This window comes from Williamsia sp. MIQD14 (genome assembly GCF_051025635.1).
Taxonomy (GTDB): domain Bacteria; phylum Actinomycetota; class Actinomycetes; order Mycobacteriales; family Mycobacteriaceae; genus Williamsia_A.
In genome coordinates this window covers 514,385-536,768 of the sequence record NZ_JBPFDG010000002.1, presented here as the reverse complement: position 1 = coordinate 536,768, position 22,384 = coordinate 514,385, and the positions used below count along the sequence as shown (strand labels likewise).

Below are 22,384 nucleotides of genomic sequence, written 5' to 3'. Positions count from 1 at the left end.
TCTGTCGGCATGGCTTCTGTGAGCGAGAGCGTCGAGGTTCCCCTGAGTCCCGACGACGCCTGGACCAATGTCTCCGATCTCTCCCGCTACGACGAGTGGCTGACCATCCACGACGGGTGGCGCAGCGACGTACCGACCCGTGATCAGCTGGCGAAGGGCCTGAAGATCGCCTCGGTGGTCGCGGTCAAGGGCACCCGCGTCCGCTTCGAGTGGACGGTCGACAAGTTCGATCCGCCGAACATCGTCGCTCTCAAGGGCAACGGCAAGGGTGGTGTGAAGGTCAAGCTGAGCCTGACGTCGGTGAAGTCCGGCGACGGCTCCAAGGTCACCATCGACCTCGACCTCGGCGGCCTTCCGATGATGGGCCCCGCAGGCAAGGCCGCGGCGAAGCTGGTCACCTCCGACCTCCGCGAGTCGCTCGCGAAGTTCCAGAAGGTCTTCGCCGAATAACGCCGACGCCCGCACCGTCGCGGGACGTCCGTTTCGTCGGGGTTCGGCAGATCCCGATTCGTCGCCTGGGCTATCATCCTCGACGACATCGCTGCCATCGGTGCAGGTCACCGCAGCTGAGTGCAGCGCGACGGACGGGGATCCCATGGGGCGTCATCACGCTGCCGACGAGTCGACGTCCGCCTCCCGGCGTGGTTCCGACACCGCACCGCCACAACGACGGCGTCGCGGACTGCTGATGTCGGCCGCGGTCGTCGTCATCGCCCTCGCGGCGGGCGGCGTCGTGTGGGCGACGCTCGCCGACTCGGCGGGCCCGGACTGCGACTCCCGTACCGGCATCACCATCGCCGCCGACCCGTCGATGACCACGGTCCTCAAATCCGTGGCGCCGCAGGCGTCGGAGAACTCATGCTTCGACTACACCGTGTCGGCCGTCGCCGGGACGGGTATCGCCGGTGAACTGACCCGCGGCGAGGGCGCGCCCGATCTGTGGGTCGCCGACTCGACCGGTCGCGCGACGACCGTCACCCGGCAGGTCCGCGTCCCCACCGACATCGTCGTGCCGTCGGTGGCGACCACGCCCGCCGTGGTCGTCGGATCGTCGCTGCCGCAACTGCCCGACTGGGTGTCGGTGATGAAGCTGCCCGACCTGCGCATCGGCAGTCCGTTGGATTCCAGCACCGGCAACGCCCCCATCGTCGGAGCGCTGGCCTCGGTCGAGAAGGGCACCTTGAGCAGCAAGGACCTCACCGACGCGATGACGCTGCTCGCGATCCAGCAGGGCAACGTCCGTACCGCCGACGACTCCGAGGAGTCGCGTCTGGCGCTCGCGGAATCCTCCGGTGTCCCCGTCGTCACCACCGAACAGCAGTTCCTCTCCCACACCGCGGCGACGCCGACCACGAAGCTCACCGAGGCGGTCCCCGCGGTCGGCACCGCATTCCTCGACCACCCGATGCTCGTCACCGCGGCCGCCGACCGGCGGGACACCGCACGCGAGGCCGGACAACGGTTCGCGCGCGAGGTGTCGAGCGCCGCCGGCCAGACGGCGCTCGCGGCGCAGCACTACCGACCGCCCACGCGCGCACCCCTGGCCGGTACCGGTGTCGGCGACGTCGCGCCGATCGCGCTGCGCGACCCGTCGCAGCAGACGAAGACCCTGCGGCAGTGGGCGGTGGTCGCCGAACCCATCCGCACACTGGTCGCGATGGACGTCTCGGGGAGCATGGAGGAGCAGGTCGGTTCGTCGACACGCGCCGAACTCCTCGTGCAGGCGGCGCTCACCGGGAACAAGCTGTTCCCCAACAACACCGCGATCGGCATGTGGTACTTCTCGGTCGACAAGGGCGGCCCGGGACAGGACTGGGTGGAGATCGCCCCCATCGAACGCGAGGACCACGTGCGGCCCGACGGCCGCACCCAGCGCGAGTTCCTCAACAGCCAGGCGCAGGACTACCAGCGCTACGTCGGCGGCGGCACCGGCCTCTACGACACGACCCTGGCGGCGTACAAGAAGGTGCTCGACACCTACGACCCGAACTACTCCAACAGCATCATCGTGCTCACCGACGGTCGTAACGAGGATCCCGGCAGCATGGGTCTGTCGGAGCTGTTGTCGAAGATCAGAGCACTCCAGGACCCGGCTCGTCCCATCGACATCGTCACCATCGGCATCTCCGCGGACGCCGACACCTCCGCGCTGCAGCAGATCGCCGATCTCGCCCCCGCGGGCACCAGCTATCAGGCGAAGGACCCCACCGAGATCCCGTCGGTGTTGGTCGACGCGGTCGCGGCCCGGGTGACCGCGGCCGGCCGCTGACCGGCGACCAATCCGGCGCCGGGCGCACTCCGAACCACACCGCGTAACAGGTTTCCCGTCCGCGGCGACGTACGGGTGACCGAATGGTGTGCGACGAGGAGGGCGGGCATGGCGGACTCTGTCGACACGTCCCCCCACGCCACAGGATCGACCTCGATCGCCGTCGATCTGCGTGCTCGCGTCGACCACGCCGCCCTCGCCGAGGCCATCGCCGCCCATGCCCCGGTCTGCGCGTCGTCCGGTGTCGACTCGGTCCTCGTGGACGTGGTGAGCCGCGACCACGCCGTCATCGTCCTGACCCATCGCCACGCCGATCCGCTCGGCCCGCTGCCCGCGATCGCCGCCGCCTACGCCGCCACCCGGAGCGCGGGGCCCGACGTTCGCACGACCGCCACCGACCACATCGACACCGCGTCCCCTCTCACCTCGTACCTCCCGATCGACACGGCGTCAGCGGCCCTGTCGGCGTCGACGTCGCGTGCGCTGCGCCTGAAGGCCGGCCGCGACGACGTCGATCTCGCCGACGTGATCGCCGCGGCATGCATCGAGTCCGGACGTGCCGCCCGGGTCGAGGTGCTCGACGGCGTCGGGCCGGTCTCGTTCGGCGACCTGTGCGGAGAGGTCGCCGTCCTGCGCCGCGACACCCCGGGTGAAGACGCGCCGGTGGTGCGGGTCTATCGCACACGCGATGACCGCCTGCGCCTCGACCTCGTCGACGCGACCGCCGATCCGCACCGCGGCGTCGACCGTCTTCTCGCGGTTCTCACCTCGCCCGCCGCGGCATCGGTGCCGACGTCATGGGACGACATAGACGAACTGACGGTCCCGGCGACCGTCGTCGACCTCGTGGACCTGGCGTTGGCCCGCGACCCCGACGCCGTCGCGATCGAGTTCACCCGCGGCGGCAAATCGATCTCGTACGGCGAGTTGGACAGTCGCGTCAACCAGGTCACACGCGGACTGGTGGCGCACGGGGTCGGCACCGACGTCGTCGTCGGGGTGATGTGCGCCGATCCGGTGTGGGCGACCGTCGCGACGCTCGCCGTGTACCGCGCCGGCGGGGGAGTGCTGCCATTGCCCGTCTCCGGCGCCCCGACACTGCTATCGGGACTGATCGATGCGGCCGATCCGGCCTGCGTGGTGACTGACCGCCTGCTCACCGACGACGACATCGATCCCGACGCGGTGATGGGTGAATTCGTCCGGGACGCCGACGTCTCCGACATCCTCGGTGCCGCGGGCCCGCGCCCCGTCGCCGACGCGCACGACCCCGCCGCGTCCACCCTGTTCGAGCAGGACCACGACGTGACGTCGTTGGCGCGCACCGGCTTCGACGTCATCCCGCCGTGGGTGACCGTGATCGCCCTCGATCCGCTCGAGATCGCCGACCACTCCGACGACCCGATCTGTCCGAGCGAACTGCACGGGCCCGCCCGCCTCGGTTCAACCGCGCTGGTCGCGTGGGTCGCCTCGGGAAACGCTGCCCCCGTGGTCATCTCGCACTCGTCGCTCGCCGCCCGTCTGCAGTGGACGGTCTCGCAGGACGGCGAGGTGGTGACCGATCTGCCCGACACGCGCCACCTCGACGCCGATTGGATCACCACGGTCCTCCTGCCGCTCACGACGAGTGCGACACTGCGCGCCGACGGGCAGTCCGCACGCCGCGGCACTGCGCCGGATCGATCGGCGCGGCGGCGAGTCTCGCCGACCCACACCCTCACCCGTCTGGCCGAGGGGTGCGGCGCGATGCCCGCCTGGAACACCGAGATGTACGTCCTCGACGACCGGTTGCAGCCCCTGCCGCCGGGTGCGGTCGGTGAGCTGTACATCGCCGGCGCCCACCTGCCGCGCGGGCACGCCGGTCGGTCGGCGTCGACGTCGTCACGTTTCGTCGCCAACCCCTTCCGGCCCGGTGAACGCATGCTGGCCACCGACATCCGGGTCCGACGCGACGCCGACGGTTCGCTCGCCGAGGTCGAATCGGGTGCCGTGGTGCACCCGACGGTGATGGCGCCGGAGTCATTGCGTCGATTCGACCGGATGGGTCCCGCGGGTCGGCTCTCCTGACCTCGCGCGCGTCGATCACACGACAACGGCGGTGAACGCGACGCTGCTGCGCCGGTTCACCGCCGTCGAGGTCGGTACCCGCCGAACGGGTTACAGGATGGTCAGCATCTCGTTGTAGGTCGGCAGCGGCCACAGATCGTCGGCGACGAGACCTTCGAGCGTGTCCGCGGCGACCCGCACCTCGGCCATCGCCGGGATCAGCGTCTCCAGCGCGTACGTCGACTCCTCGAGTTCGGACTCGCCGTGGAACGACGCGATGCCGTCCTCCAGGGTCGCCAACGACGAGCTCAGCGCACCGATCGCCGTCGTGATGTCGGTGAGCAGCGGGTTGGCGGCGTCGAGCCCGGCCGCCTTCACGTTCACCGCGATCCCGGCCAGCTCACCCTGGTAGCGCAGAGCGGTCGGCAGGATCATCGTCTTGGCGATCTCGGCGGTCTCCTTGGCCTCCACCAGGATCGTCAGCGCGTACTGCTCGAGGATGACGTCCTTGCGGGCCTCGAGCTCCCGCGCCGACAGCACGCCGTAGCGCTCGAACAGTTCCTCGTTCTCCTTCTCCGCCATGAACGGGACCGCGTCGACGGTGGTGCGGAGATTCTTCAGCCCACGCGACGCGGCCTCCTCCTGCCATGCGTCGGCGTATCCGTCACCGTTGAAGATGACGGCGCCGTGGTCGGTGATGACCTGCTGCAGCACGGTCTGCACAGCCGCGTTGAACTCGGTGCCGTCGGAGGTCAGCTTTTCCAGCTCGGTGGCGAGGTAGTCGATCGAGTCGGCGAGGATCGTGTTGATCGCGACCATCGGGTCGGAGATCGACTGGTTGGACCCCGGCGCACGGAACTCGAATCGGTTGCCGGTGAACGCGAACGGGCTCGTGCGGTTGCGGTCACCCGGATCGGCCTTCATCGGCGGCAGGCTGTCGACACCGAGTTCGAGGACGCCCGACTCCTTCGACTCCGTGGCACCGCCCTTGGCGATCTGGTCGAAGACGTCCATCAGCTGATCGCCCAGGAAGATCGAGATGATCGCCGGCGGAGCCTCGTTGGCACCGAGACGGTGGTCGTTGCTGGCCGAGGCGACCGAGGCGCGCAGGAGGCCACCGTACTTGTGGACGCCGCGGATGATGGCCGCGCAGAACACCAGGAACTGCACGTTCTCGTGCGGGGTGTCGCCGGGGTTGAGCAGGTTGCCCTGGTTGCTGTTGCCGAGCGAGAAGTTGACGTGCTTACCCGAGCCGTTGACACCGGCGAAGGGCTTCTCGTGCAGCAGACAGGTCATGCCGTGGTTCTCGGCGACCTTCTTCATGATGGTCATCATCAGCTGCTGGTGATCGTGGGCGAGCACCGAACGCTCGAAGACCGGGGCCAGCTCGAACTGGCCGGGCGCGACCTCGTTGTGGCGGGTCTTCGACGGGATGCCGTGTTTGAACAGCTCCCGGTCGAGGTCGATCATGTACGCCAGCACGCGGTCGGGGATGGCGCCGAAGTAGTGGTCGTCGAACTCCTGGCCCTTGGACGGCTTGGCGCCGAACAGGGTTCGCGCCGTCGTCATGATGTCGGGTCGTGCGTAGTAGAAGTGCTCGTCGATGAGGAAGTACTCCTGCTCGGCGCCCGCGTACGACACCACGGTGTCGACGTCGCCGTGGCCGAACAGCTTCAGCAGACGCATGGCCTGCTTGCTCATGGCCTGCTGGCTGCGCAGCAGCGGGGTTTTCTTGTCGAGTGCCTCACCGGTCCACGAGATGAAGACCGTGGGGATGCAGAGGGTGTTGCCGTTCGGGTTCTCCAGGATGTAGGCCGGGCTGGTGACGTCCCAGCCGGTGTAGCCGCGGGCCTCGAAGGTGCCGCGCAGGCCGCCGTTGGGGAAGCTCGACGCATCGGGCTCGCCCTGCAGCAGGGTCTTGCCCTGGAACTCGGCGAGCGATGCGCCCGACGAGTCGGGCTCGAGGAACGAGTCGTGCTTCTCCGCGGTGAACCCGGTCAGCGGGTAGAAGACATGGGCGTAGTGCGAGGCGCCCTTCTCGATCGCCCAGTCCTTCATGGCGTTGGCCACGACGTCGGCGATGGTGGGGTCGAGGATGGTGCCCTCGTCGATGGTGGCCGCGACCTTCTTGAACACGCTTTTGGGCAGACGGTCCTTCATGACCGCCTTGCTGAAGACGTTGACCCCGAACAACTCGGCGAGGGGCGCCTCCGCCGTGGCGCACTCGGGGGTGCTGTGGGCGGTTACGGCCTTGATCGCCTCACGGCGGGAAATGCTGCCACTCATGGGTCACTCCTGGATGTCCGATCCACCCCCGATGGGCTGGATACAACGTGAAAAGAACGCTCACGCGACGCTATGGGTGACCTGTCGCGGGGGCGTTTCCATCGTGTGACGCCCAGGAAACACGCGAGGCAGACCCCGGTTTCCGGCCCTGTGGGCGGCGAAAATGGGGTCTGTGGACCGAAGTGATTCGGAACGCTATCGACTTCTGACCATGGCGGCAACCGCAAGGACGTCTCGCCGTCTCAGAACGGCGGTGGGTCTTCGGTGTCGGCGTCGCGCGCGGCCTGCTGTTCGGCGTTGCGGGTGCGGCGGTTGTGTTCGCGTTCTGCGTGTCGGCGGGCGTGTTTTTCGGCCAGGCGTGGTCGGCGTCTGGTCGGTGCAGGCTCGGTGTCGCCCGGGGTCGTCGTGTCGGTGGGTGGGGCGTGTTCGGGGGCGGTGAATCGGATGTCTTTCAACGCGGGGAACAGGTCGGTGCCGTCGAACGCCGGCCCGGGCACGGTGCGGCCTTCGGGGGTGACGATGACCCGTTCGGTGCGGCCGTCACGGCCGGTGGTCTGGTCGTCGAGAAATGCCGTGTGGGTTTTCAGGTTGTGGTGGAACCGGCACTTCGATCCGGTGTTCCCCGGACACGTCTGTCCACCGTTGCAGGGATTTTCGTGGTCGTATTCGCGGGTGTGGTCGATGTCGCACACCCACGCGGCGCGGTCACACCCGGCGATGTCGCAGTACAACGACCGCGCACGGACGACGGTGTCGAGTGCGGTCGAGGGCCGGTAGGGATTGCTCGGGCTGTGCGGGGCGAGAGGCTGGTCGCGGTGTCCGATCGGCGCCACCGTCAGACCAGGTTCCTGCAGGAGGTCGTCGAGGTGGGCGGGGGAGATGACGCCGTAGCCGTCGAGGAAACACGGTGTCTCGCCATCTCCGGCGACGGTCTCCAGGTCGCAGATGACGTGCAACGTGATGTTGCTGCCGGCGCCCGGCACATTGCGGGCGGTGGGATTGTCGTCGGCAGTGGGTGCATCGCAGTCATCGCTGCCGCACTGGCATTCCCACGCCACACCCATGACGAGACAGAAATGGGCATCGGACTTCCGTGCCGCGAGCGTGCGGTCGTCGTTGCTGCAGACCGCGCGCGCCAGCGCCTCCACTCGTCGGGAGACTGCGATGGCTTTCTCCGCAGTGCTGGTGGTTTCGACGCGGGCCATGCCGTCCTCGAGGCGTTCGAGCCAGAACCCACGGGCATCGACCGCGGACTTGCGGCGGGCACGTACGGCGTCGGGGTCGACGCGGTAGACGCTGCGGTCGACCATGTCCCGGATCCGCGACGGCGACCACGATCCCCGCCGCCGAAGAGCGGCCGCGATCTCGCCGTCGACGATCTGTTGGGCCTCGCGGTCGATGAGCAGGTCGGTCCGTTCCACGATCGTGCGCACATAGCGGGGTGCGAGCCGCCCGTCCCGGAGACACGTAGCGACCTGAGGTAGACGGTCGCGGAGCGCGACGGCGGTGTCCACGAGACGCTCCGCTGCGCCTTGCGACATCGCGTGGGTGACCGCGATCCGGGCTGCGCACTGCATCAGGGCGTCGAACGTGCGGCGGTCTGAGGCCTCCTCCGGCACCACCAGTCGGCGGTGGAGCTCTCCGGCGTCGCGGTAGCGGGTCCATTCCAGGAATGCCTGCCCGGCCGCGGCGTGAACCATGTTGTCCAACAACGAGTTCACCGGCGCGTCAGCGTGATCGGTGAGCAAACCCACCGACCCCGCATCCACCTTAGCCCAACCCCCGTCGACCATAAAAGAAGCCTAGAACAGGGGTACGACAATCACGCGAGGGTGAGTGCGCGAGCGTAGACACCGGTCCGCTTCCGTTCGCAGGAGGACGCGCTGCGGTCTCCGATAGACTCGTGCCGTTCCGGGCTGATGTGCCACGCTTCGGTGCGCGCCTTCGTAGCTCAGGGGATAGAGCAACCCTCTCCTAAAGGGTAGGTCGCAGGTTCGAATCCTGCCGAGGGCACAGAAACGACACGACCCCCACGCCGACGGCGTGGGGGTCGTGTCGTGTGCGTGGTGTGTCAGGCGGCCGGCGACACGGTGTCCGTGCTTGTCGACGGTGCCGAGGTCTTGCTCGGAGTCGTCGACGTGCTGGTCGGCGTGGTCGGCGTGGTCGACGTCGAGATCGGATCGGTGTCCGTCGGGGCCGTGTTCGACGTGGTGGTCGAGGTCGGCGCCGGGGAGCTGGTGGTCGGGGTGGTCGCGGTCGTCGGTGTGGTGGTCGACGTCGGCGCCGTCATGGCCGGTGTCTCCTCGGTCGGCGCCGTGGCGACCTTGCGCGCGGTGACCTGCTTGGTGACCGTGTTCGGTGTCGACTCGACCGGCGTCTGGGTGCCCGATCCCGAACCACCGAAGAGGCGCAGGTAGGTGTTCACCAGGTTCAGCAGCGGATCGTTGGCGGCCGAGACCGTCGACGGTGTCGGGGTTCCCAGGTTCCCGGTGCGGTCGTAGGCGGCCTCGATCTGCGGACGCAGGATCGCGTCGAGCGGGGCGGCGAGGAACGACGGCATGAAGCGCAGGATCGGCAGGGTGTTCTTCACCGTGATGAAGCGTGTGTTGCCGACCGTCTGATCGCGAAGGATGTTGTCCTTGTTGTCGATATCGACGTTGAAGTAGTCGCCGTGATCGAAGTACATGCCCAGCGCGGTGTTGATCATGACGAGCATGTTGGTCGGGTTGCTCGGGTAGTCGCAGAAACCGTCGTACTGCCGGCACACATCGGTGATCTGGTAGTCCGATGCACCGAGCGGCGGCTGGAAGTCGACTCCCAGCGGGGGACCGATCTTGTAGCCCGGGTACCGGGTGAAGAATCCGCCGTTGGGTCGCATCGGGTTACCGAAGACGACGAAGCTGAGGTCGTCGGTGGACGGGGTGCTCGCGGCTCCGCCACTGTTGCGCGTCGCCTGCAGTGCGTTGATCTGGCGGCTGACCACCGAGGCGCTCGACGAGTAGCCGACGATGACCACCTTCTGGCCCGGCGTGTAGGTCTGCGCGAGAGCCGCATTGATCTTCTCGAGGCCCTCGTCCTGCGACACGTTGAACAGCGTGCCGTCGGCGCCGGCGCTGATCGGCGTCTGCGCCGACCACTTCACAGGCGTGAATGTGTAACCGTTGTAAGGGGTTCCGGGAAGACCCGTGAACCGATTGTTCAGTTCCTTCTCCATGTTGACGCCGTCGGGATTGCCGTTGCCACCCATCACCAGAAGGGTGTTGGCGGTCAGGGCGACTGCCCCGGTCGACGGCGTCGTCGTCACCGTCTGGCCGAACAGGATCGCGGTTGCGGACATCGCCAGAACAGCAGACATGGCGGACTTGTTGATGAGCTTCATGATCTTCCCCCAGAAAGTGCCGGCCCGTGTGGACCGACTACCGGAACCCCGGCGCCCCCCGTACGTGATCAGCATCTCACACCTAGCGATCGATGGACACCCTGATCACCTGCGGTGTCCACCGTTCAGACGAATCCTCGGATCCCCACGATTCGCTGTACAGAAGTCCTGCAGCACCTGTTATAACTATGCTTAATCTGCGGCAAAAGAAGTAATTACCAATCCGCAGTACATCGAAAGCGGTAATCACGTGTCCATGCTTCGCCCCCGCCCTTTTCCTTTCGCCAAGACTGTCGTCTCGTTATCTGCGCTCACCATGTTTGGCGCATTCGGCGGGCAGGCATTGCTGCCCAATGGTGAGCCGGCCTACTCGATCCTCAACGTGGCCAAGGTGATCGAGAAACCGACCACCCTCGGTGTCGCCGACAGCGACCTCACCAACATGACCGACGCCGACGTCAATGCGACGCTCGACAAGTTGAACTCGATCGGCGTGAAAGACGTTCGACTGTTCATTCCGTGGGCCGACGTCGAGACCAGCAAGGGCAAGTACGACTGGACGAAGATCGACAAGATCATGAATGCCGCGAAGGCGCGCGACATGGGCGTCATCGCGACCATCACGCACTCGCCGAACTGGGCCGTGACCGATGATTCGTATCCCGCACGCGTCAGCCCGCCCGCCAAGTCATCGGACTACGGCGACTTCGCGGGCGCCGTCACATCCAGGTACAAGGGCATCGTCTCGGGCTACGAGATCTGGAACGACACCAACGGTGGGTCCGTCTTCGGCGGCAAGGCTGACCCGGTCAAGTACACGGAGATGCTCGCCGACGCCTACGCCAAGATCAAGATGGCCGACCCGACGGTCACCGTCATCGCCGGTGTCTTCGGGGCCATCCCCACGAACGCCGACGCAGGCGACCTCGACGCGCCGACATTCCTCGACCAGATGTACAAGGCCGGAGCGCAGGGAAAGTTCGATGCGATCTCCTACCACCCGTACCAGTACACGACGCCGTACTCCGGCAACTCCGATCCCGAGTACCCCCTCGGCGAGGTCAACCGAATGCACGCGCTGATGGTGACCAACAAGGACGGCCAGAAGCTGATCTGGGCCTCGGAGTACGGCTTCCCGACCTCGGAATCCGGTGGCACGGGGCAGCAGGCCGCGTATATCAAGGACTTCATCACGACCTGGAGCAAGCAGTCGTTCGCCGGTCCGATGTTCATCTACACCACGCGCGACCAGGCGGAATACATCCCGACCGAGGCGCCGGTTGCCCCGAAGCCGCTGGGTGCCAACGCCACTGAGGCTGACAAACTCGCATACGCGCAAGCGTTTGCGGTCTACCGCCAGGCGCAAAACGTCTACAACGAGAAGTACTTCGGCATCTACGACTACCAGTTGAACCCGAAGGAATCGGTGAAGGTGATCCAGGACTACCTGGCCTCACAGGTCCCGGTGGCCGCGCCGCCGAACGTGCTGGCGCTGTTCCTGCAGAACTTCGTCACGTCGATCACGCAGGCGTTCACCAACTTCACGTCGATCTTCACCAACGCGATCAACTCGTTCTTCCAGGCGATCCAGCGGATCTTCGCGCCGCCGGTCGCAGGTCCGCCGGCGACCACCGAGACCTCGGGTCCGGGATCGGGTGGCGCATCAAGCAACCGGGTCGCGGCCCTTCGCGTGGCGGCGGCTGCGCCGACCACCGAGTCGGCCCCCGAGTCGACCGAGAAGTCCGCGCCGAAGGCCTTGATCGCTGCGAACGATGAGTCGACGTCGGAGGCTCCTGCGCCGCAGTCGACGACGCCGTCGACCACGGAGTCGAGTGCCCCGGTCACGCCGAGCACCCCGGTCACGCCGAGCACGCCGAAGTCGAAGGACCCGGTGTCGAGCGGCGCGGGTTCGGCCGTCACCCCGTCGACCACCGAGAGCTCGACGACCCCGGCGACGGATTCGGTGACGCCGTCGATCATCTCGACGCCGAGCGCGACCGCACCGGAGAAGACGGAGACCGCGACCGCGGGCGCCGTCGGCTGATCTCGACTCAGCACTGACCGCGGGCGGTCATCGGTCCTGACGGACCGGTGACCGCCCGTTGTCGTAGGTGCGGGTGGCGAGACGGCCTAGAAACCCAGGCCCATCCAGTCGGTCTCGGTGAAGGTCTTCTCGAGGAACTGCGCCTCCACCGCCACGACATCGGGGTCGGGTTCGGTTCCCGCCGTGGAGATGTCGCGATCGGCGATGGCCTTGAGCGCGCCGATCACGCCGGCCTCGTAGGTGCCGAACGCGCCGATGACCTCGCTGTCGGTGTGCCGATCATCGGTGTCGCGCCACCACGCCCACAGGGTCATGCCGTCGGGGGCGGGGGAGAAGCCGACGGTGACACCATCGCGCGTGAGGGTGGGGCAGTCGTCGGGAAAGCGTTCGCTCATGGGCGCACCGTAACCGCGGCGGCCGACAGCATCGGGTCGATGACGAGCATGCCGCCAGGGTTCTTCACAGCAGCGCGTTGTTCACAGCAGGGTCGACCAGTAGTACCAGAACCGCTCGCCGATGAGCGCGACGACGACGATGTAGTAGGCGATGAGGGCGAACCACGCCTTGTCGACCACACGCCACAGCGCCGGCACCGACCCGAGGCGGGCGGTGGTCTGCGCCGCGATGACGAACAGGATCGGCGTCACGGTCCACACCGCCATGCAGTACGGGCACAGCGCGTTGATGCGATACAGGCTCTGCACGATCAGGTACACCACGAACACCATGCCCGCGCCCAGTCCCGCGGTGAGGCCACCCCAGAACCAGATCGGCAGATCGACGCGCGCCGCCACCAGCGCACCGATCACCAGCACCACGCTGAACGCGCCGATGCCGATCAGCGGGTTGGGGAACCCGAAGAACTGAGCCTGCTTCGTCACCATCACCGACCCGCACGACAGCACCGGGTTCAGGCTGCAACTCGGCCGGTACGACGGGTCCTCGAGGAGCTTGAACCGTTCGATGGTGAGCGTGACCGCGGCGAGGAGCCCGATGGCGCCGCAGATGAGCAGCACGATCGCGGTCGCGCGCCTCGGTGCCCACACAGGCTCGGACGAACTGTCGTCGGGAACTACGGAATCGGTCGATCTCGACGACTCGTCCGACACGGCGATCGACTCGCTCACCACGACCTCCTCGGTTCCTGACACGCCCCGCCGGTGTCCGGGGCGAGACCAGGCTACAAGTGCCGACTCCAGGCGTGAATGAGACGTCGCGGTGACGCCTACAGGACCTTCTCGATCTTCCCGGTCAGTGCCTGCGGCTTGGTGGTCGGCGGGAACCGGTCGACGACCTGGCCCTCCTTGTTGACCAGGAACTTGGTGAAGTTCCACTTGATCCGGTTGCCGAGGATGGTCGACTTCTCCGAACGGAGCCACGCGAACAACGGGTGCGCGTCGCTGCCGTTGACGTCGACCTTCTCGAACATGGGGAAGCTGACGTCGTAGTTCAGGTTGCAGAAGTTCTTGATCTCCTCGGCGTCGCCGGGCTCCTGGTGACCGAACTGGTTGCACGGGAAGCCGAGGACCACGAGGCCCTTGTCGGCGTAGGCCTTGTTCAGCTCCTCGAGACCGGTGTACTGCGGGGTGAACCCACACTGCGAGGCGGTGTTGACGATGAGCAGGGGCCGGCCCCGGTACTGCTCGAGGCTGACCTCCTCACCGTCGATGGTGGTGGCGGTGAAGTCATACGCGGTGGTCATGACTCATATTCGTAGCGCATCTGCGGCCGGATGGTGTCATGGAGGTGCCGACGGCCACCCCTTAGAGTGATCCGCGTGACCTCATCGCGATCGGCCAGCGCCGTGTCCCGGACCGTTCTCGTGACGGGTGTGTCGAGTGGGATCGGAGAAGCGGCGGCACGCCTTCTCGTCGAGGCCGGCCACACCGTGATCGGGACCAGTCGGCACCCCGAGTGCATCGCCGAGGCCGATCGCGTGCCGGGTGTTCGCTACATCGCCCTCGACCAGACCGATCCCGAGAGCGTCGAGCGCTGTGCCCGTGAGGCAGGCGCCGTCGACATCCTCGTCAACAACGCCGGCGTGAGCCACATGGGTCCGCTCGAGGACACCCCGATGTCGACGATCTACGAGGTGTTCGCGACCAACCTGTTCGGCCCGATCGCGCTGACGAAGGCGCTGCTCCCCGGAATGCGCGAACGCCGCTTCGGACGCATCGTCATGGTCGGATCGATGCTGGGCAGCTTCCCGCTGCCGTTCCGGTCGGTCTATGGCGCCACCAAGAGCGCGATGCACGCGTTCTCCGACGCCACCCGCCGCGAGTTCGCGCCGTTCGGCATCGCGATCAGCACCGTCGAGCCCGGGACCATCGCCACCGGAATCGCCGACCGCCGCATCTACACCGTCGACGAGGCATCGGCCTACGCCGCCGATTACGAGGTCGTCGCCGCCGCGACCCGCCGCAACGAGGCCAAGGGGCTCGCGGTCGGTCCGGTCGCCGAACTGGTGGTGGCCGCGGCCCTCGCGGAGAACCCGCGCACGCTCTACGCCCGCGGCAACATGGCGCCGATCGTGTTCGCGCTCAAGCGGATCCTGCCATCGCAGTCGATGCTCGACGTCATGGCCCGGTTCCACGGGTTGAAGCGCGCCCGTCCGTGACGGAGCCGATGACGTCGCGCGCGACGGGGCCCGCGGGGGTACGCACGCTCCGCGTGATCGGCATCGGCCCCGGTGACCCACGCCAGATCACCCTCGAGGCCGTCGACGCACTGCACGGGGTCGACGCGTTCTTCGTGCTCGAGAAGTCCTCGCGCGGCAAGGGTTCCACCACCGAGGTGTTGATCGGTGTGCGCGAGCAGATCTGCGAACGACACCTCGGTGCCGGGAACTACCGTTTCGTCGAGGTCACCGACCCGCCCCGTCGAACCGATCCCGAGGACTACGACGCCGAGGTCCGACGCTGGCACGACGAGCGCGCCACCCGCATCGAGGACGCGCTGCGCCACGAACTCGCCGACGACGGTGTCGGGGCGATCCTCGTGTGGGGTGATCCCGGGCTCTACGACAGCACCCTGCGCATCGCCGACGCCATCGTCGACCGCGGGCGGGTACCCCTGCGCATCGAGGTGGTCGCCGGCGTCAGCAGCGCGTCGGCCCTGACCGCGGCACACCGGATCCTGGCCAACCGCATCGGCGAACCGATCCTCGTCACGACCGGTCGACGACTCGCCGACACGCCACCGGGCATCGACACCAACCAGATCGTCATGCTCGACGCCGACTGCACCTTCCGCCACACCGCCGACCCGGACGACCACATCTGGTGGGGTGCCTACCTCGGCACACCGCACGAGATCCTCATCAGCGGCACCGTCGGCGAGGTCGGCGACCGCATCGCCGACGAACGCGCCCGTGCCCGTGCCGAACACGGCTGGATCATGGACATCTACCTGCTCCGCAAACCCTGACCCGACGGCCTCGAGGGGCCGCAGGATCAGAAGAGGTCGGCGAGAGCCGACAGCATCGCGTCGGCGATGTCGGATCGACAGATCACGAAGTCCCGGACGTAGGGCCGCGACCGGTTGTAGACGACCGGCGACCCGTCGAAACGACTGCAGTGCAGGCCCGCGGCGAGCGCGACCCCGACGGGGGCGCAGTTGTCCCACTCGTATTGACCGGTCCCGTGCACGTACGCGTCGGCGTCGCCGCGCACCACGGCCATCGCCTTCGCGCCGGCCGAACCGACCGAGTACGGCGTGAGCGACAGCCGGTCGGCCACCCAGGCGGTGTCGTAGTTCAGGCCGTACCGCGACACGACCAGCCTGCCCGACGGTTCGGCGGCCTGCGACACCTCGTCGGTACGGAACAGCTCGCCCGTCGCGGGCAGGGACACCGCGCAGTCGGTCGGTTCCCCGTCGACGGTGAGGGCGATGTGGACCGCCCAGTCGTCGCGTCCGGACGCGTATTCCCGTGTGCCGTCGAGGGGATCGATGATCCACACCCGCTCGCTGCGCAGTCGTGCGCCCGAGTCGCGGGCCTCCTCCGACAGGACCGCGTCGTGCGGACGGTGGATGGCCAACGCCGCCGCGATCCACGCCTGGGCGACGGCGTCACCCACGTCGCCGAGCACGCTGCCCGTCAGTATCGAGCGGTGTCGTGCGGCGACGAGCACCTCGCCGGCTCCCTGGGCGAGACGCGCGGCCAGTTCCACGTCGGACAGTCGCGACCCGCGCGGCGGCGTGGCGCTGTGCGGTGATCGCATCGACGTCCTCTCCACCTTCGGCCCCTGTGCCCTCGTCCCGGCCGCCCTCGACCCGGCCGCAACGGGCGTTCGGCGTTCGTTCCCCTCCACCTTCGAGCAGACTAGTGATCATGCCGGAGTTGCCCGAGGTGCAGGCCATCGCCGACTACGTCGACGGACGTGCGGCCGGACTACCGATACGTCGCGTCGACGTCGCGTCGCTCGCCGTCCTGAAGACCGCCGACCCGCCGTACTCGGCGCTGGCGGGCCGGATCGTCGCCGGTGTCCACCGCATCGGCAAGTACCTGGTGATCAGCACCGACCCGGCCGAGCCGACACCCGTCGAGCCCGGTGCCGAACGCGACGTCATCCACCTGGTGATCCATCTGTCCCGCGCCGGGTGGCTGCGGTGGTCGTCGAACCTGTCGCAGACACCACCCCGCCCGGGCGGCAAGGGCCCCATCGCGCTGCGCGTCCACTGCGGCCTACCCGGCGAGGGATTCGACGTCACCGAGGCGGGCACGCAGAAGCGCCTCGCGGTGTGGATCGTGCGCGACACCGCCGAGATCGAACGCATCGCGACGCTGGGTCCCGACGTCCTGTCGCTGACACGGGACGAGCTCGCCGCGATCCTCGCCGGCACCGGGGCCCGCATCAAGACCGTCCTCACCGATCAGCGGGTCATCAGCGGCGTCGGGAACGCCTACAGCGACGAGATCCTGCACACCGCGCAGATCTCCCCGTTCGCGACGGCGAAGACGTTGTCGAACGAGCAGCTCGATCGGCTCTTCGTCGCGGTGAACGCCGTCCTGTCCGACGCGATCGTGCGCCTCGAGGGCGCCGAGGTCGCGACCATGAAGGGCGAGAAACGATCGGGTCTGCGGGTGCACGCGCGCACCGGCATGCCCTGCCCGGTGTGCGGCGACACGGTGCGCGAGGTGTCGTTCACCGACCGCGCGTTCCAGTACTGCCCGACGTGCCAGACCGGCGGGAAAATCCTCGCCGACCGGCGGATGTCACGCCTGCTCAAGTAGCCCACGGCGGCGTGACACCCGTGCGTTAGCATTCTCGACAGATGCCGCACACATTTGCGGTCGTTCACCGGCCGTGACGCGTCGTCGCCGGACGCCGCACGGACCGGAGGCATCACGGGGGGCTGACGATGGTGGTGGATCCGCGGTGATCCGCATCGCCGTCGCGCTCGGTCAACTCGGGTGGGCCCTGTCGCACTGGTGGAAACGACAGGACCAGTTCGCCTGGTTCAGCAGCTACCTCGCCGACCGTCAGCTCATCGAACCGAGTCGCATCATCCTGGCCCTGTCGGCCGCGTTGGTGACCCTGGTGCCCGTCGTCGTCCTGATCGACGCCGATCTCACACCATCGTTGCTGGCCATGCTCATCACGGCGATCGTCCTGGGGGCGGGACTGTCGCTGATGTGGGTGGTGCTGCCCTGGCCGTCGCCGGCACGATCCCGCGCCTGGGTGTGCGTCTGCGACGTGACGATCCTGGTGGGGTCGCTCGCGCAGTACACGACCCTGGGCGGCCTCTACGGCTGCGCGGTGTTCGGTCTCGTGGGCGCCTACATCGCGTTCTTCCACAGCACGCGGATGCTCGCCGCCCACCTCGTGTTCTCGCTGGTGTCGGCGGGCATCATCGCCGGCTTCATCATCGCCGACGACGGGGCGGCGACCTCGAGCGTCGCGGTCGGCCTGATCCAGGCCGTACTCATCGGCATCTCCACGCCGGTGGCGACCCAGTTCCTGATGGAGGCGTTGGCGTCGGACGCCGCGGCGGCCGAACTCGACACCCTCACCGGGGTGTTGAACCGCCGTGGTCTCGAACGGGCTCTCGACCGGCTCAACAGCATGGACCCCGACAACGTGCACGGCCTCGCGGTGATCGTCGCCGATCTCGACAACTTCAAGGAGATCAACGACCGCTACGGCCATCGCTACGGCGACCGCGTGCTCGCCGAGATCGCGACGCGACTGCGCGCCGCGCTCGGTGTGAGCGGCGTGGTGTCGCGGATCGGTGGCGACGAGTTCGTCGTCGCGGACAGCCTGCGCTGGACCGAGCCAATGCGCCTGGCCAACCAGGTGCTGCACACCATCTCGACGACCAGCGACCCGCCGGTGACGGCGAGTGTCGGCGTCGTGCACCTCACGGGACGACTCCCCGGGCATCGGTCGCTGATGACCACGGTGCTGTTCACCGATCTCGCTGACGCGGCGATGTACGAGGCCAAGCGTGCGGGCGGCAACACCGTCCGCACCCGGTCACACGACTACGGCGCCGCGATGGTCGCAGAACCGGCGCCGTCGCCCCGCCCCGCACCGCGGCCGTACTGACCGACACGCGGAGATCGCGGCCGACCTAGCTCGTCGGGGCTGGCGACGACGCAGGCGCGACCGGCGAACCGTCGGACCACACCACCGGCGCGGCCTTGTAGTCCGCCGAGGGGTCGGTCGAGGTCTGCGCCCAGTAGATGACCCGGTTCAGGTCGACGCCCTTGTCGGCCACGGCGACGAAACACGTCGCGTAGGAATTGCCGCGTCCCAGCGTGCGAGGGGCCTCGGTCGCGCGGCACCTGTCGAAGTTGTCGGGCGGGTTCTCGGTCAGCGTCGCGGTGCGCCCGTCGCTGCTGCCGGCCAGGCCCACCACCGACGGCACGTCGAGCTGGCGGTTCGCGAGCTGGGTGACGGTGACGTGGACGTAGAAGGGCGTGCCGCCGTGGGTCACCGACTCCGGCAGTTCCGACGCCGATCCGGGTTCGATGCCGGTGACGGTGAACATGGCGAGTTGCCCGGCGGGCCGGAACGCGTCCGCCGGCAGGTAGGCACTGGCCCCGAACGCCAGCGGCGTTCCGGTGGGGGTGCGATCGACCAGGCCCGCGGGGGCCACGACGTTCGCCGACACCGGCACTGACGTGCTGGGCCGGGCCGGGGAGTCGACACCCGCCGACTCCGAACCGGACGTGCATGCGGTCAGGGTCGCGGCCGTGCCGACGAGCGCGAGCGCGGAGGTGACAGCGGTTCTCAACGTGACCATGTCAGTGATCGTATGCAGGGATCACCATGGAATGGCGACAAGTCCCCGCCGCGCCGCGACCGCGGCGCCGAGTTCACCGAGCCGATGGCGATCCATCGTCACCCCGCGGCCGGGCCGACCCGGCGTGACCAGGGTGAGCGTGATGCGTCCCGCCGACCGGCCCGACCACAGGCGCACGATGGTCCGCGACGGCGCGTCGGTGGGTCGTGGCTCCACCGACCGCACCGCCATCCCGGTGGCGCGATGCCCACCGAGCTCGTCGAACACCCCGCCCAGGTCGCCCAACGGGGACACCAGCGCCTCGCGGCCGCCGGGGTCGGGAACCATCGCGTGGGCGACACGGTCGCCGAGGAGCTGCAGCAGTTCGGCGGGCATCCCACCCGGTGGACCCAACCCGGAACCGGACGCGCCGGCGCCGGTCGCGGCGTAGGCCGCGCGCAGCTTGCCCGCGCACGCGGCGGGGTCGTCGGCGTCGTCGATCACGCTTTCCGCCATCATCAGCTCGCCGGTCTCGTCACCGCCCGCCATGGGGATCGCGACCTCGACCGGTCCGGGGCCGCGGACCTCGCGCACGAGGTCGGCGGCGAGTGCGGTCGCGACCGCGGTCGAGGTTGCGCCGCTCTCGGCGACGAACCGATCCCAGTGCGCCGCATCGACATCGAGCACGGCGTGGACCTCGCGCACCGGCGGGCCGGAGTGGTCCGCCGCGGGTCGCGACGGCGGGCGGGCCGCGGCGAGGAGTTCGGCCCGGACCTGCGGATCGACCACGGTCCGCGCGAGACTGCGCAGCACACCGACCACGACGTGTACCCACAGCAGCAGCGCGTCGATCACGTCGTCGCGCAGCCGTGGCGGCGCGGTCGGGGTGCGGACCGCGCTCGGATCGGACCCGGCCAGCGCCGCACGGGCCACGCCGATCAGACCGAGACCCTCGGTGACGACATGCGAGCAGCTGACGGTGACCGCCGAGCCGCCGTCGGTGACCGGGCGCATCGCGATCTCCCACACCGGCCCGTGATCGACGTCGAAACCCGCTGCGGCGCGGTCGTCGGCCCACGCCACCACGTCGTGGGGCGCGACGGGCTCGGGATCGACCCGCAGCGGTGCGACCGCCGCGTCGGCGACGAAACTGCGACGCGCGAACGGGACACGCGATGTCGCCACCCGCCGCGTGAGATCACTGGCGGCGAGCAGTCGGTGCAGGTCGGCGAGATCATCGGGTGCGATCGGCTCGGCGAAACGCCACACACCCTGCATGACTACCTCGGCACCGCGGCCGTGGTTTCCGCGGTAGAAGATGTCGTCGAGCACCGACAACCGCGCCGCCGCGGCGCGGTCGGCGAACCGCGGCCGGTCGGCGCCGGGAGTGTCAGACGTCGCGTCCACGCTCTCCTCGATACCACCGGATGAGGGCATCGGTGGACGAATCGTCCTGCGCGGCCGGGGCCGCCGGGTCGATGAGGACCTCGAGCAGTTCCTTGGCCTGGGTCTTGCCGAGCTCGACACCCCACTGGTCGAAGGAGTTGATGCCCCAGATCGCGCCCTCGACGAACACCTGGTGCTCGTAGAGCGCGATGAGCTGTCCGATCACCGACGGCGTGAGCTTCGGCGCGAGGATCGACGTCGACGGCCGATTGCCCGGCATCACCTTGTGCGCCACCACATGCGGGTCGACCCCTTCGGCGGCGATCTCGTCTGCGGTCTTGCCGAACGCGAGGACCTTGGTCTGGGCGAAGAAGTTGCTCATCAGCAGGTCGTGCATCGATCCCGAACCGTCCGCGTCGACGGGGAGATCGTCTGTCGGGGAGGCGAATCCGATGAAGTCGGCGGGGACCATGCGGGTGCCCTGGTGCAGCAGCTGGTAGAAGGCGTGCTGACCGTTGGTGCCCGGCTCGCCCCAGAAGATCTCGCCGGTGTCGACGGTGACGTGGTGACCGTGGGAGTCGACGGATTTGCCGTTGGACTCCATCGTGAGCTGTTGCAGATAGGCCGCGAAACGTGCCATGTCGTTGGAGTAGGGGAGCACCACGCGCGACTGTGCGTCCCAGAAGTTGTTGTACCAGAGGCCGATCAGGCCCAGGATGACCGGCGCGTTCTGGTGCAGCGGCGCCGAGCGGAAGTGCTTGTCGACGATGTTGAAGCCGTGCAGGAAGTCGGCGAACGCCTCCTTGCCGACCGCGGCCATCACCGACAGCCCGATGGCGGAGTCGACCGAGTAGCGGCCCCCGACCCAGTCCCAGAACCCGAACATGTTGTCGGTGTCGATACCGAAGTCGGCGACCTTCTCGGCGTTGGTGCTCACGGCGACGAAGTGCTTGGCGACGGCGCCGTCGTCGGGCCCCGCACCCAGCTTCTCGAGCAGCCAGGTGCGCGCGGCGGTGGCGTTGGTGAGGGTCTCGAGCGTCGAGAACGTCTTCGAGGCGATGACGAACAGTGTGGTCTCGGCGTCGAGGTCGGCGAGGGTGCCGACGAGGTCGGCGGGATCGACGTTCGACACGAAACGGCAGCTGATCCCGGCGTCGACGTAGTGCCGCAACGCCTGGTAGACCATCGCCGGGCCGAGGTCGGACCCGCCGATGCCGATGTTGACGACGGTCTCGATGCGCTTGCCGGTGTGACCGGTCCACTCGCCGCTGCGCAGCGCGTCGGTGAACGTGCCCATCTTGTCGAGCACCTCGTGCACGTCGGCGACGACGTCCTGACCGTCGACCTTCAACGTCGCACCCTGCGGCAGCCGCAGCGCGGTGTGCAGCACCGCGCGGTCCTCGGAGGTGTTGATGTGTTCGCCCCAGAACATGGCGTCGCGCCGGCCCTCGAGGTCGACCTCGCGCGCCAGCGACACCAGCAGGTCGATGGTCTCGCGCAACACGCGGTGCTTCGAGTAGTCGATGTGCAGGTCGCCGACGTCGATGACGAGTTCGCGGCCCCGCTTGGGGTCGACGGCGAAGACCTCGCGCAGGTGCATGGCGTAGACGTGCGGCTGGTGGGCCGACAGTTCCTGCCAGGCGTGGGTACCGGTGATGTCGTGATCGTGATCGGTGGTGTCGCTCGTCATGGTGGACCTCTCGGTTCTGGCGTCGCGCGGGCTCGTGACCCTCTCCGCGATCAGCCT

18 protein-coding genes and 1 tRNA gene are annotated in these 22,384 nt (G+C 68.2%); 9 read left to right on the top strand and 10 right to left on the bottom strand.

Going from position 1 to position 22,384, the window contains the following annotated elements; genetic code table 11:
- Nucleotides 1-9 precede the first annotated feature (9 nt).
- From ACQ7HM_RS10025 to ACQ7HM_RS10015, 3 genes are all read left to right on the top strand, one after another.
- Nucleotides 10-450, top strand: coding sequence for a type II toxin-antitoxin system Rv0910 family toxin (locus ACQ7HM_RS10025; RefSeq protein WP_055787251.1), 441 nt, complete (start codon nucleotides 10-12; stop codon nucleotides 448-450).
- A gap of 145 nt (nucleotides 451-595) precedes the next feature.
- Nucleotides 596-2,269 (top strand): substrate-binding domain-containing protein, encoded by a 1,674-nt coding sequence (locus ACQ7HM_RS10020; protein WP_434216107.1) that lies wholly within the window; start codon nucleotides 596-598, stop codon nucleotides 2,267-2,269.
- Between the two features lie 108 nt (nucleotides 2,270-2,377).
- Nucleotides 2,378-4,336: an AMP-binding protein gene (locus tag ACQ7HM_RS10015; RefSeq protein ID WP_434216106.1), complete on the top strand. Its 1,959-nt coding sequence runs from the start codon at nucleotides 2,378-2,380 to the stop codon at nucleotides 4,334-4,336.
- 90 nt (nucleotides 4,337-4,426) lie between these two features.
- Here ACQ7HM_RS10015 and ACQ7HM_RS10010 read toward each other — a convergent pair whose 3' ends face one another.
- Nucleotides 4,427-6,601, bottom strand: a complete 2,175-nt coding sequence (locus tag ACQ7HM_RS10010) for a glutamine synthetase III (RefSeq protein WP_434216105.1) — start codon at nucleotides 6,599-6,601, stop codon at nucleotides 4,427-4,429.
- Between the two features lie 242 nt (nucleotides 6,602-6,843).
- Entirely contained in the window at nucleotides 6,844-8,355 is a 1,512-nt protein-coding gene (locus ACQ7HM_RS10005) for a DUF222 domain-containing protein (protein ID WP_434216104.1), read from the bottom strand.
- A gap of 186 nt (nucleotides 8,356-8,541) precedes the next feature.
- Here ACQ7HM_RS10005 and ACQ7HM_RS10000 point away from each other — a divergent pair.
- Nucleotides 8,542-8,614, top strand: a tRNA-Arg gene (locus ACQ7HM_RS10000).
- Between the two features lie 58 nt (nucleotides 8,615-8,672).
- Here the strand turns inward: ACQ7HM_RS10000 and ACQ7HM_RS09995 are convergent.
- Nucleotides 8,673-9,980: a PE-PPE domain-containing protein gene (locus ACQ7HM_RS09995; RefSeq protein WP_434216103.1), complete on the bottom strand. Its 1,308-nt coding sequence runs from the start codon at nucleotides 9,978-9,980 to the stop codon at nucleotides 8,673-8,675.
- A gap of 316 nt (nucleotides 9,981-10,296) precedes the next feature.
- On the opposite strand from ACQ7HM_RS09995, the gene ACQ7HM_RS09990 reads away from it, so the two are divergent.
- Nucleotides 10,297-12,024, top strand: coding sequence for a cellulase family glycosylhydrolase (locus tag ACQ7HM_RS09990; RefSeq protein ID WP_434216102.1), 1,728 nt, complete (start codon nucleotides 10,297-10,299; stop codon nucleotides 12,022-12,024).
- 86 nt (nucleotides 12,025-12,110) lie between these two features.
- Here ACQ7HM_RS09990 and ACQ7HM_RS09985 read toward each other — a convergent pair whose 3' ends face one another.
- The 3 genes from ACQ7HM_RS09985 to ACQ7HM_RS09975 all read right to left on the bottom strand — a co-directional run bounded on the left by ACQ7HM_RS09985 (nucleotide 12,111) and on the right by ACQ7HM_RS09975 (nucleotide 13,726).
- A complete protein-coding gene (locus ACQ7HM_RS09985; protein WP_434216101.1) occupies nucleotides 12,111-12,419 on the bottom strand; it encodes a hypothetical protein in 309 nt (102 codons plus the stop codon).
- A gap of 81 nt (nucleotides 12,420-12,500) precedes the next feature.
- Complete coding sequence (locus ACQ7HM_RS09980) at nucleotides 12,501-13,151, bottom strand: vitamin K epoxide reductase family protein (RefSeq protein ID WP_434216100.1); 651 nt, start codon at nucleotides 13,149-13,151, stop codon at nucleotides 12,501-12,503.
- 98 nt (nucleotides 13,152-13,249) lie between these two features.
- Complete coding sequence (locus ACQ7HM_RS09975; protein WP_434216099.1) at nucleotides 13,250-13,726, bottom strand: glutathione peroxidase; 477 nt, start codon at nucleotides 13,724-13,726, stop codon at nucleotides 13,250-13,252.
- A gap of 75 nt (nucleotides 13,727-13,801) precedes the next feature.
- On the opposite strand from ACQ7HM_RS09975, the gene ACQ7HM_RS09970 reads away from it, so the two are divergent.
- Together ACQ7HM_RS09970 and cobF are read left to right on the top strand one after the other, a co-directional pair.
- Complete coding sequence (locus ACQ7HM_RS09970) at nucleotides 13,802-14,641, top strand: SDR family oxidoreductase (RefSeq protein ID WP_434216098.1); 840 nt, start codon at nucleotides 13,802-13,804, stop codon at nucleotides 14,639-14,641.
- A gap of 8 nt (nucleotides 14,642-14,649) precedes the next feature.
- Nucleotides 14,650-15,450 carry a precorrin-6A synthase (deacetylating) gene (cobF, locus tag ACQ7HM_RS09965; RefSeq protein WP_434216097.1) on the top strand — a complete coding sequence of 267 codons (801 nt, stop codon included), beginning with the start codon at nucleotides 14,650-14,652 and terminating at the stop codon, nucleotides 15,448-15,450.
- Between the two features lie 26 nt (nucleotides 15,451-15,476).
- Here cobF and ACQ7HM_RS09960 read toward each other — a convergent pair whose 3' ends face one another.
- On the bottom strand, nucleotides 15,477-16,244 hold the full coding sequence (locus ACQ7HM_RS09960; RefSeq protein WP_434216096.1) for a 3'(2'),5'-bisphosphate nucleotidase CysQ: 768 nt from the start codon (nucleotides 16,242-16,244) through the stop codon (nucleotides 15,477-15,479).
- A gap of 110 nt (nucleotides 16,245-16,354) precedes the next feature.
- Between ACQ7HM_RS09960 and ACQ7HM_RS09955 the strand changes: the two genes are divergently transcribed.
- Both ACQ7HM_RS09955 and ACQ7HM_RS09950 read left to right on the top strand, forming a co-directional pair.
- Complete coding sequence (locus tag ACQ7HM_RS09955) at nucleotides 16,355-17,257, top strand: Fpg/Nei family DNA glycosylase (RefSeq protein WP_434216095.1); 903 nt, start codon at nucleotides 16,355-16,357, stop codon at nucleotides 17,255-17,257.
- A 145-nt stretch (nucleotides 17,258-17,402) separates the two neighbouring features.
- A complete protein-coding gene (locus ACQ7HM_RS09950) occupies nucleotides 17,403-18,572 on the top strand; it encodes a GGDEF domain-containing protein (protein WP_434216094.1) in 1,170 nt (389 codons plus the stop codon).
- 25 nt (nucleotides 18,573-18,597) lie between these two features.
- On the opposite strand, the gene ACQ7HM_RS09945 is transcribed toward ACQ7HM_RS09950, so the two are convergent.
- The 3 genes from ACQ7HM_RS09945 to pgi are packed head-to-tail and all read right to left on the bottom strand — an operon-like array spanning nucleotide 18,598 to nucleotide 22,327.
- On the bottom strand, nucleotides 18,598-19,272 hold the full coding sequence (locus ACQ7HM_RS09945) for a hypothetical protein (RefSeq protein WP_434216093.1): 675 nt from the start codon (nucleotides 19,270-19,272) through the stop codon (nucleotides 18,598-18,600).
- A 21-nt stretch (nucleotides 19,273-19,293) separates the two neighbouring features.
- Nucleotides 19,294-20,658 carry a hypothetical protein gene (locus ACQ7HM_RS09940; RefSeq protein ID WP_434216092.1) on the bottom strand — a complete coding sequence of 455 codons (1,365 nt, stop codon included), beginning with the start codon at nucleotides 20,656-20,658 and terminating at the stop codon, nucleotides 19,294-19,296.
- On the bottom strand, nucleotides 20,642-22,327 hold the full coding sequence (gene pgi, locus ACQ7HM_RS09935; RefSeq protein ID WP_434216091.1) for a glucose-6-phosphate isomerase: 1,686 nt from the start codon (nucleotides 22,325-22,327) through the stop codon (nucleotides 20,642-20,644). Before pgi ends, ACQ7HM_RS09940 begins: the two co-directional genes overlap by 17 nt.
- Between the last annotated feature and the right edge of the window lie 57 nt (nucleotides 22,328-22,384).

Excerpts from the sequence above, each read along its gene's own strand:
- ACQ7HM_RS10025 (WP_055787251.1), top strand. The coding sequence starts at position 10 with ATGGCTTCTGTGAGCGAGAGCGTCGAGGTTCCCCTGAGTCCCGACGAC.
- ACQ7HM_RS10020 (WP_434216107.1), top strand. The coding sequence starts at position 596 with ATGGGGCGTCATCACGCTGCCGACGAGTCGACGTCCGCCTCCCGGCGT.
- ACQ7HM_RS10015 (WP_434216106.1), top strand. The coding sequence starts at position 2,378 with ATGGCGGACTCTGTCGACACGTCCCCCCACGCCACAGGATCGACCTCG.
- ACQ7HM_RS10010 (WP_434216105.1), bottom strand. The coding sequence starts at position 6,601 with ATGAGTGGCAGCATTTCCCGCCGTGAGGCGATCAAGGCCGTAACCGCC.
- ACQ7HM_RS09995 (WP_434216103.1), bottom strand. The coding sequence starts at position 9,980 with ATGAAGCTCATCAACAAGTCCGCCATGTCTGCTGTTCTGGCGATGTCC.
- ACQ7HM_RS09990 (WP_434216102.1), top strand. The coding sequence starts at position 10,297 with ATGTTTGGCGCATTCGGCGGGCAGGCATTGCTGCCCAATGGTGAGCCG.
- ACQ7HM_RS09985 (WP_434216101.1), bottom strand. The coding sequence starts at position 12,419 with ATGAGCGAACGCTTTCCCGACGACTGCCCCACCCTCACGCGCGATGGT.
- ACQ7HM_RS09975 (WP_434216099.1), bottom strand. The coding sequence starts at position 13,726 with ATGACCACCGCGTATGACTTCACCGCCACCACCATCGACGGTGAGGAG.
- cobF (WP_434216097.1), top strand. The coding sequence starts at position 14,650 with ATGACGTCGCGCGCGACGGGGCCCGCGGGGGTACGCACGCTCCGCGTG.
- ACQ7HM_RS09960 (WP_434216096.1), bottom strand. The coding sequence starts at position 16,244 with ATGCGATCACCGCACAGCGCCACGCCGCCGCGCGGGTCGCGACTGTCC.
- ACQ7HM_RS09955 (WP_434216095.1), top strand. The coding sequence starts at position 16,355 with ATGCCGGAGTTGCCCGAGGTGCAGGCCATCGCCGACTACGTCGACGGA.
- ACQ7HM_RS09945 (WP_434216093.1), bottom strand. The coding sequence starts at position 19,272 with ATGGTCACGTTGAGAACCGCTGTCACCTCCGCGCTCGCGCTCGTCGGC.
- pgi (WP_434216091.1), bottom strand. The coding sequence starts at position 22,327 with ATGACGAGCGACACCACCGATCACGATCACGACATCACCGGTACCCAC.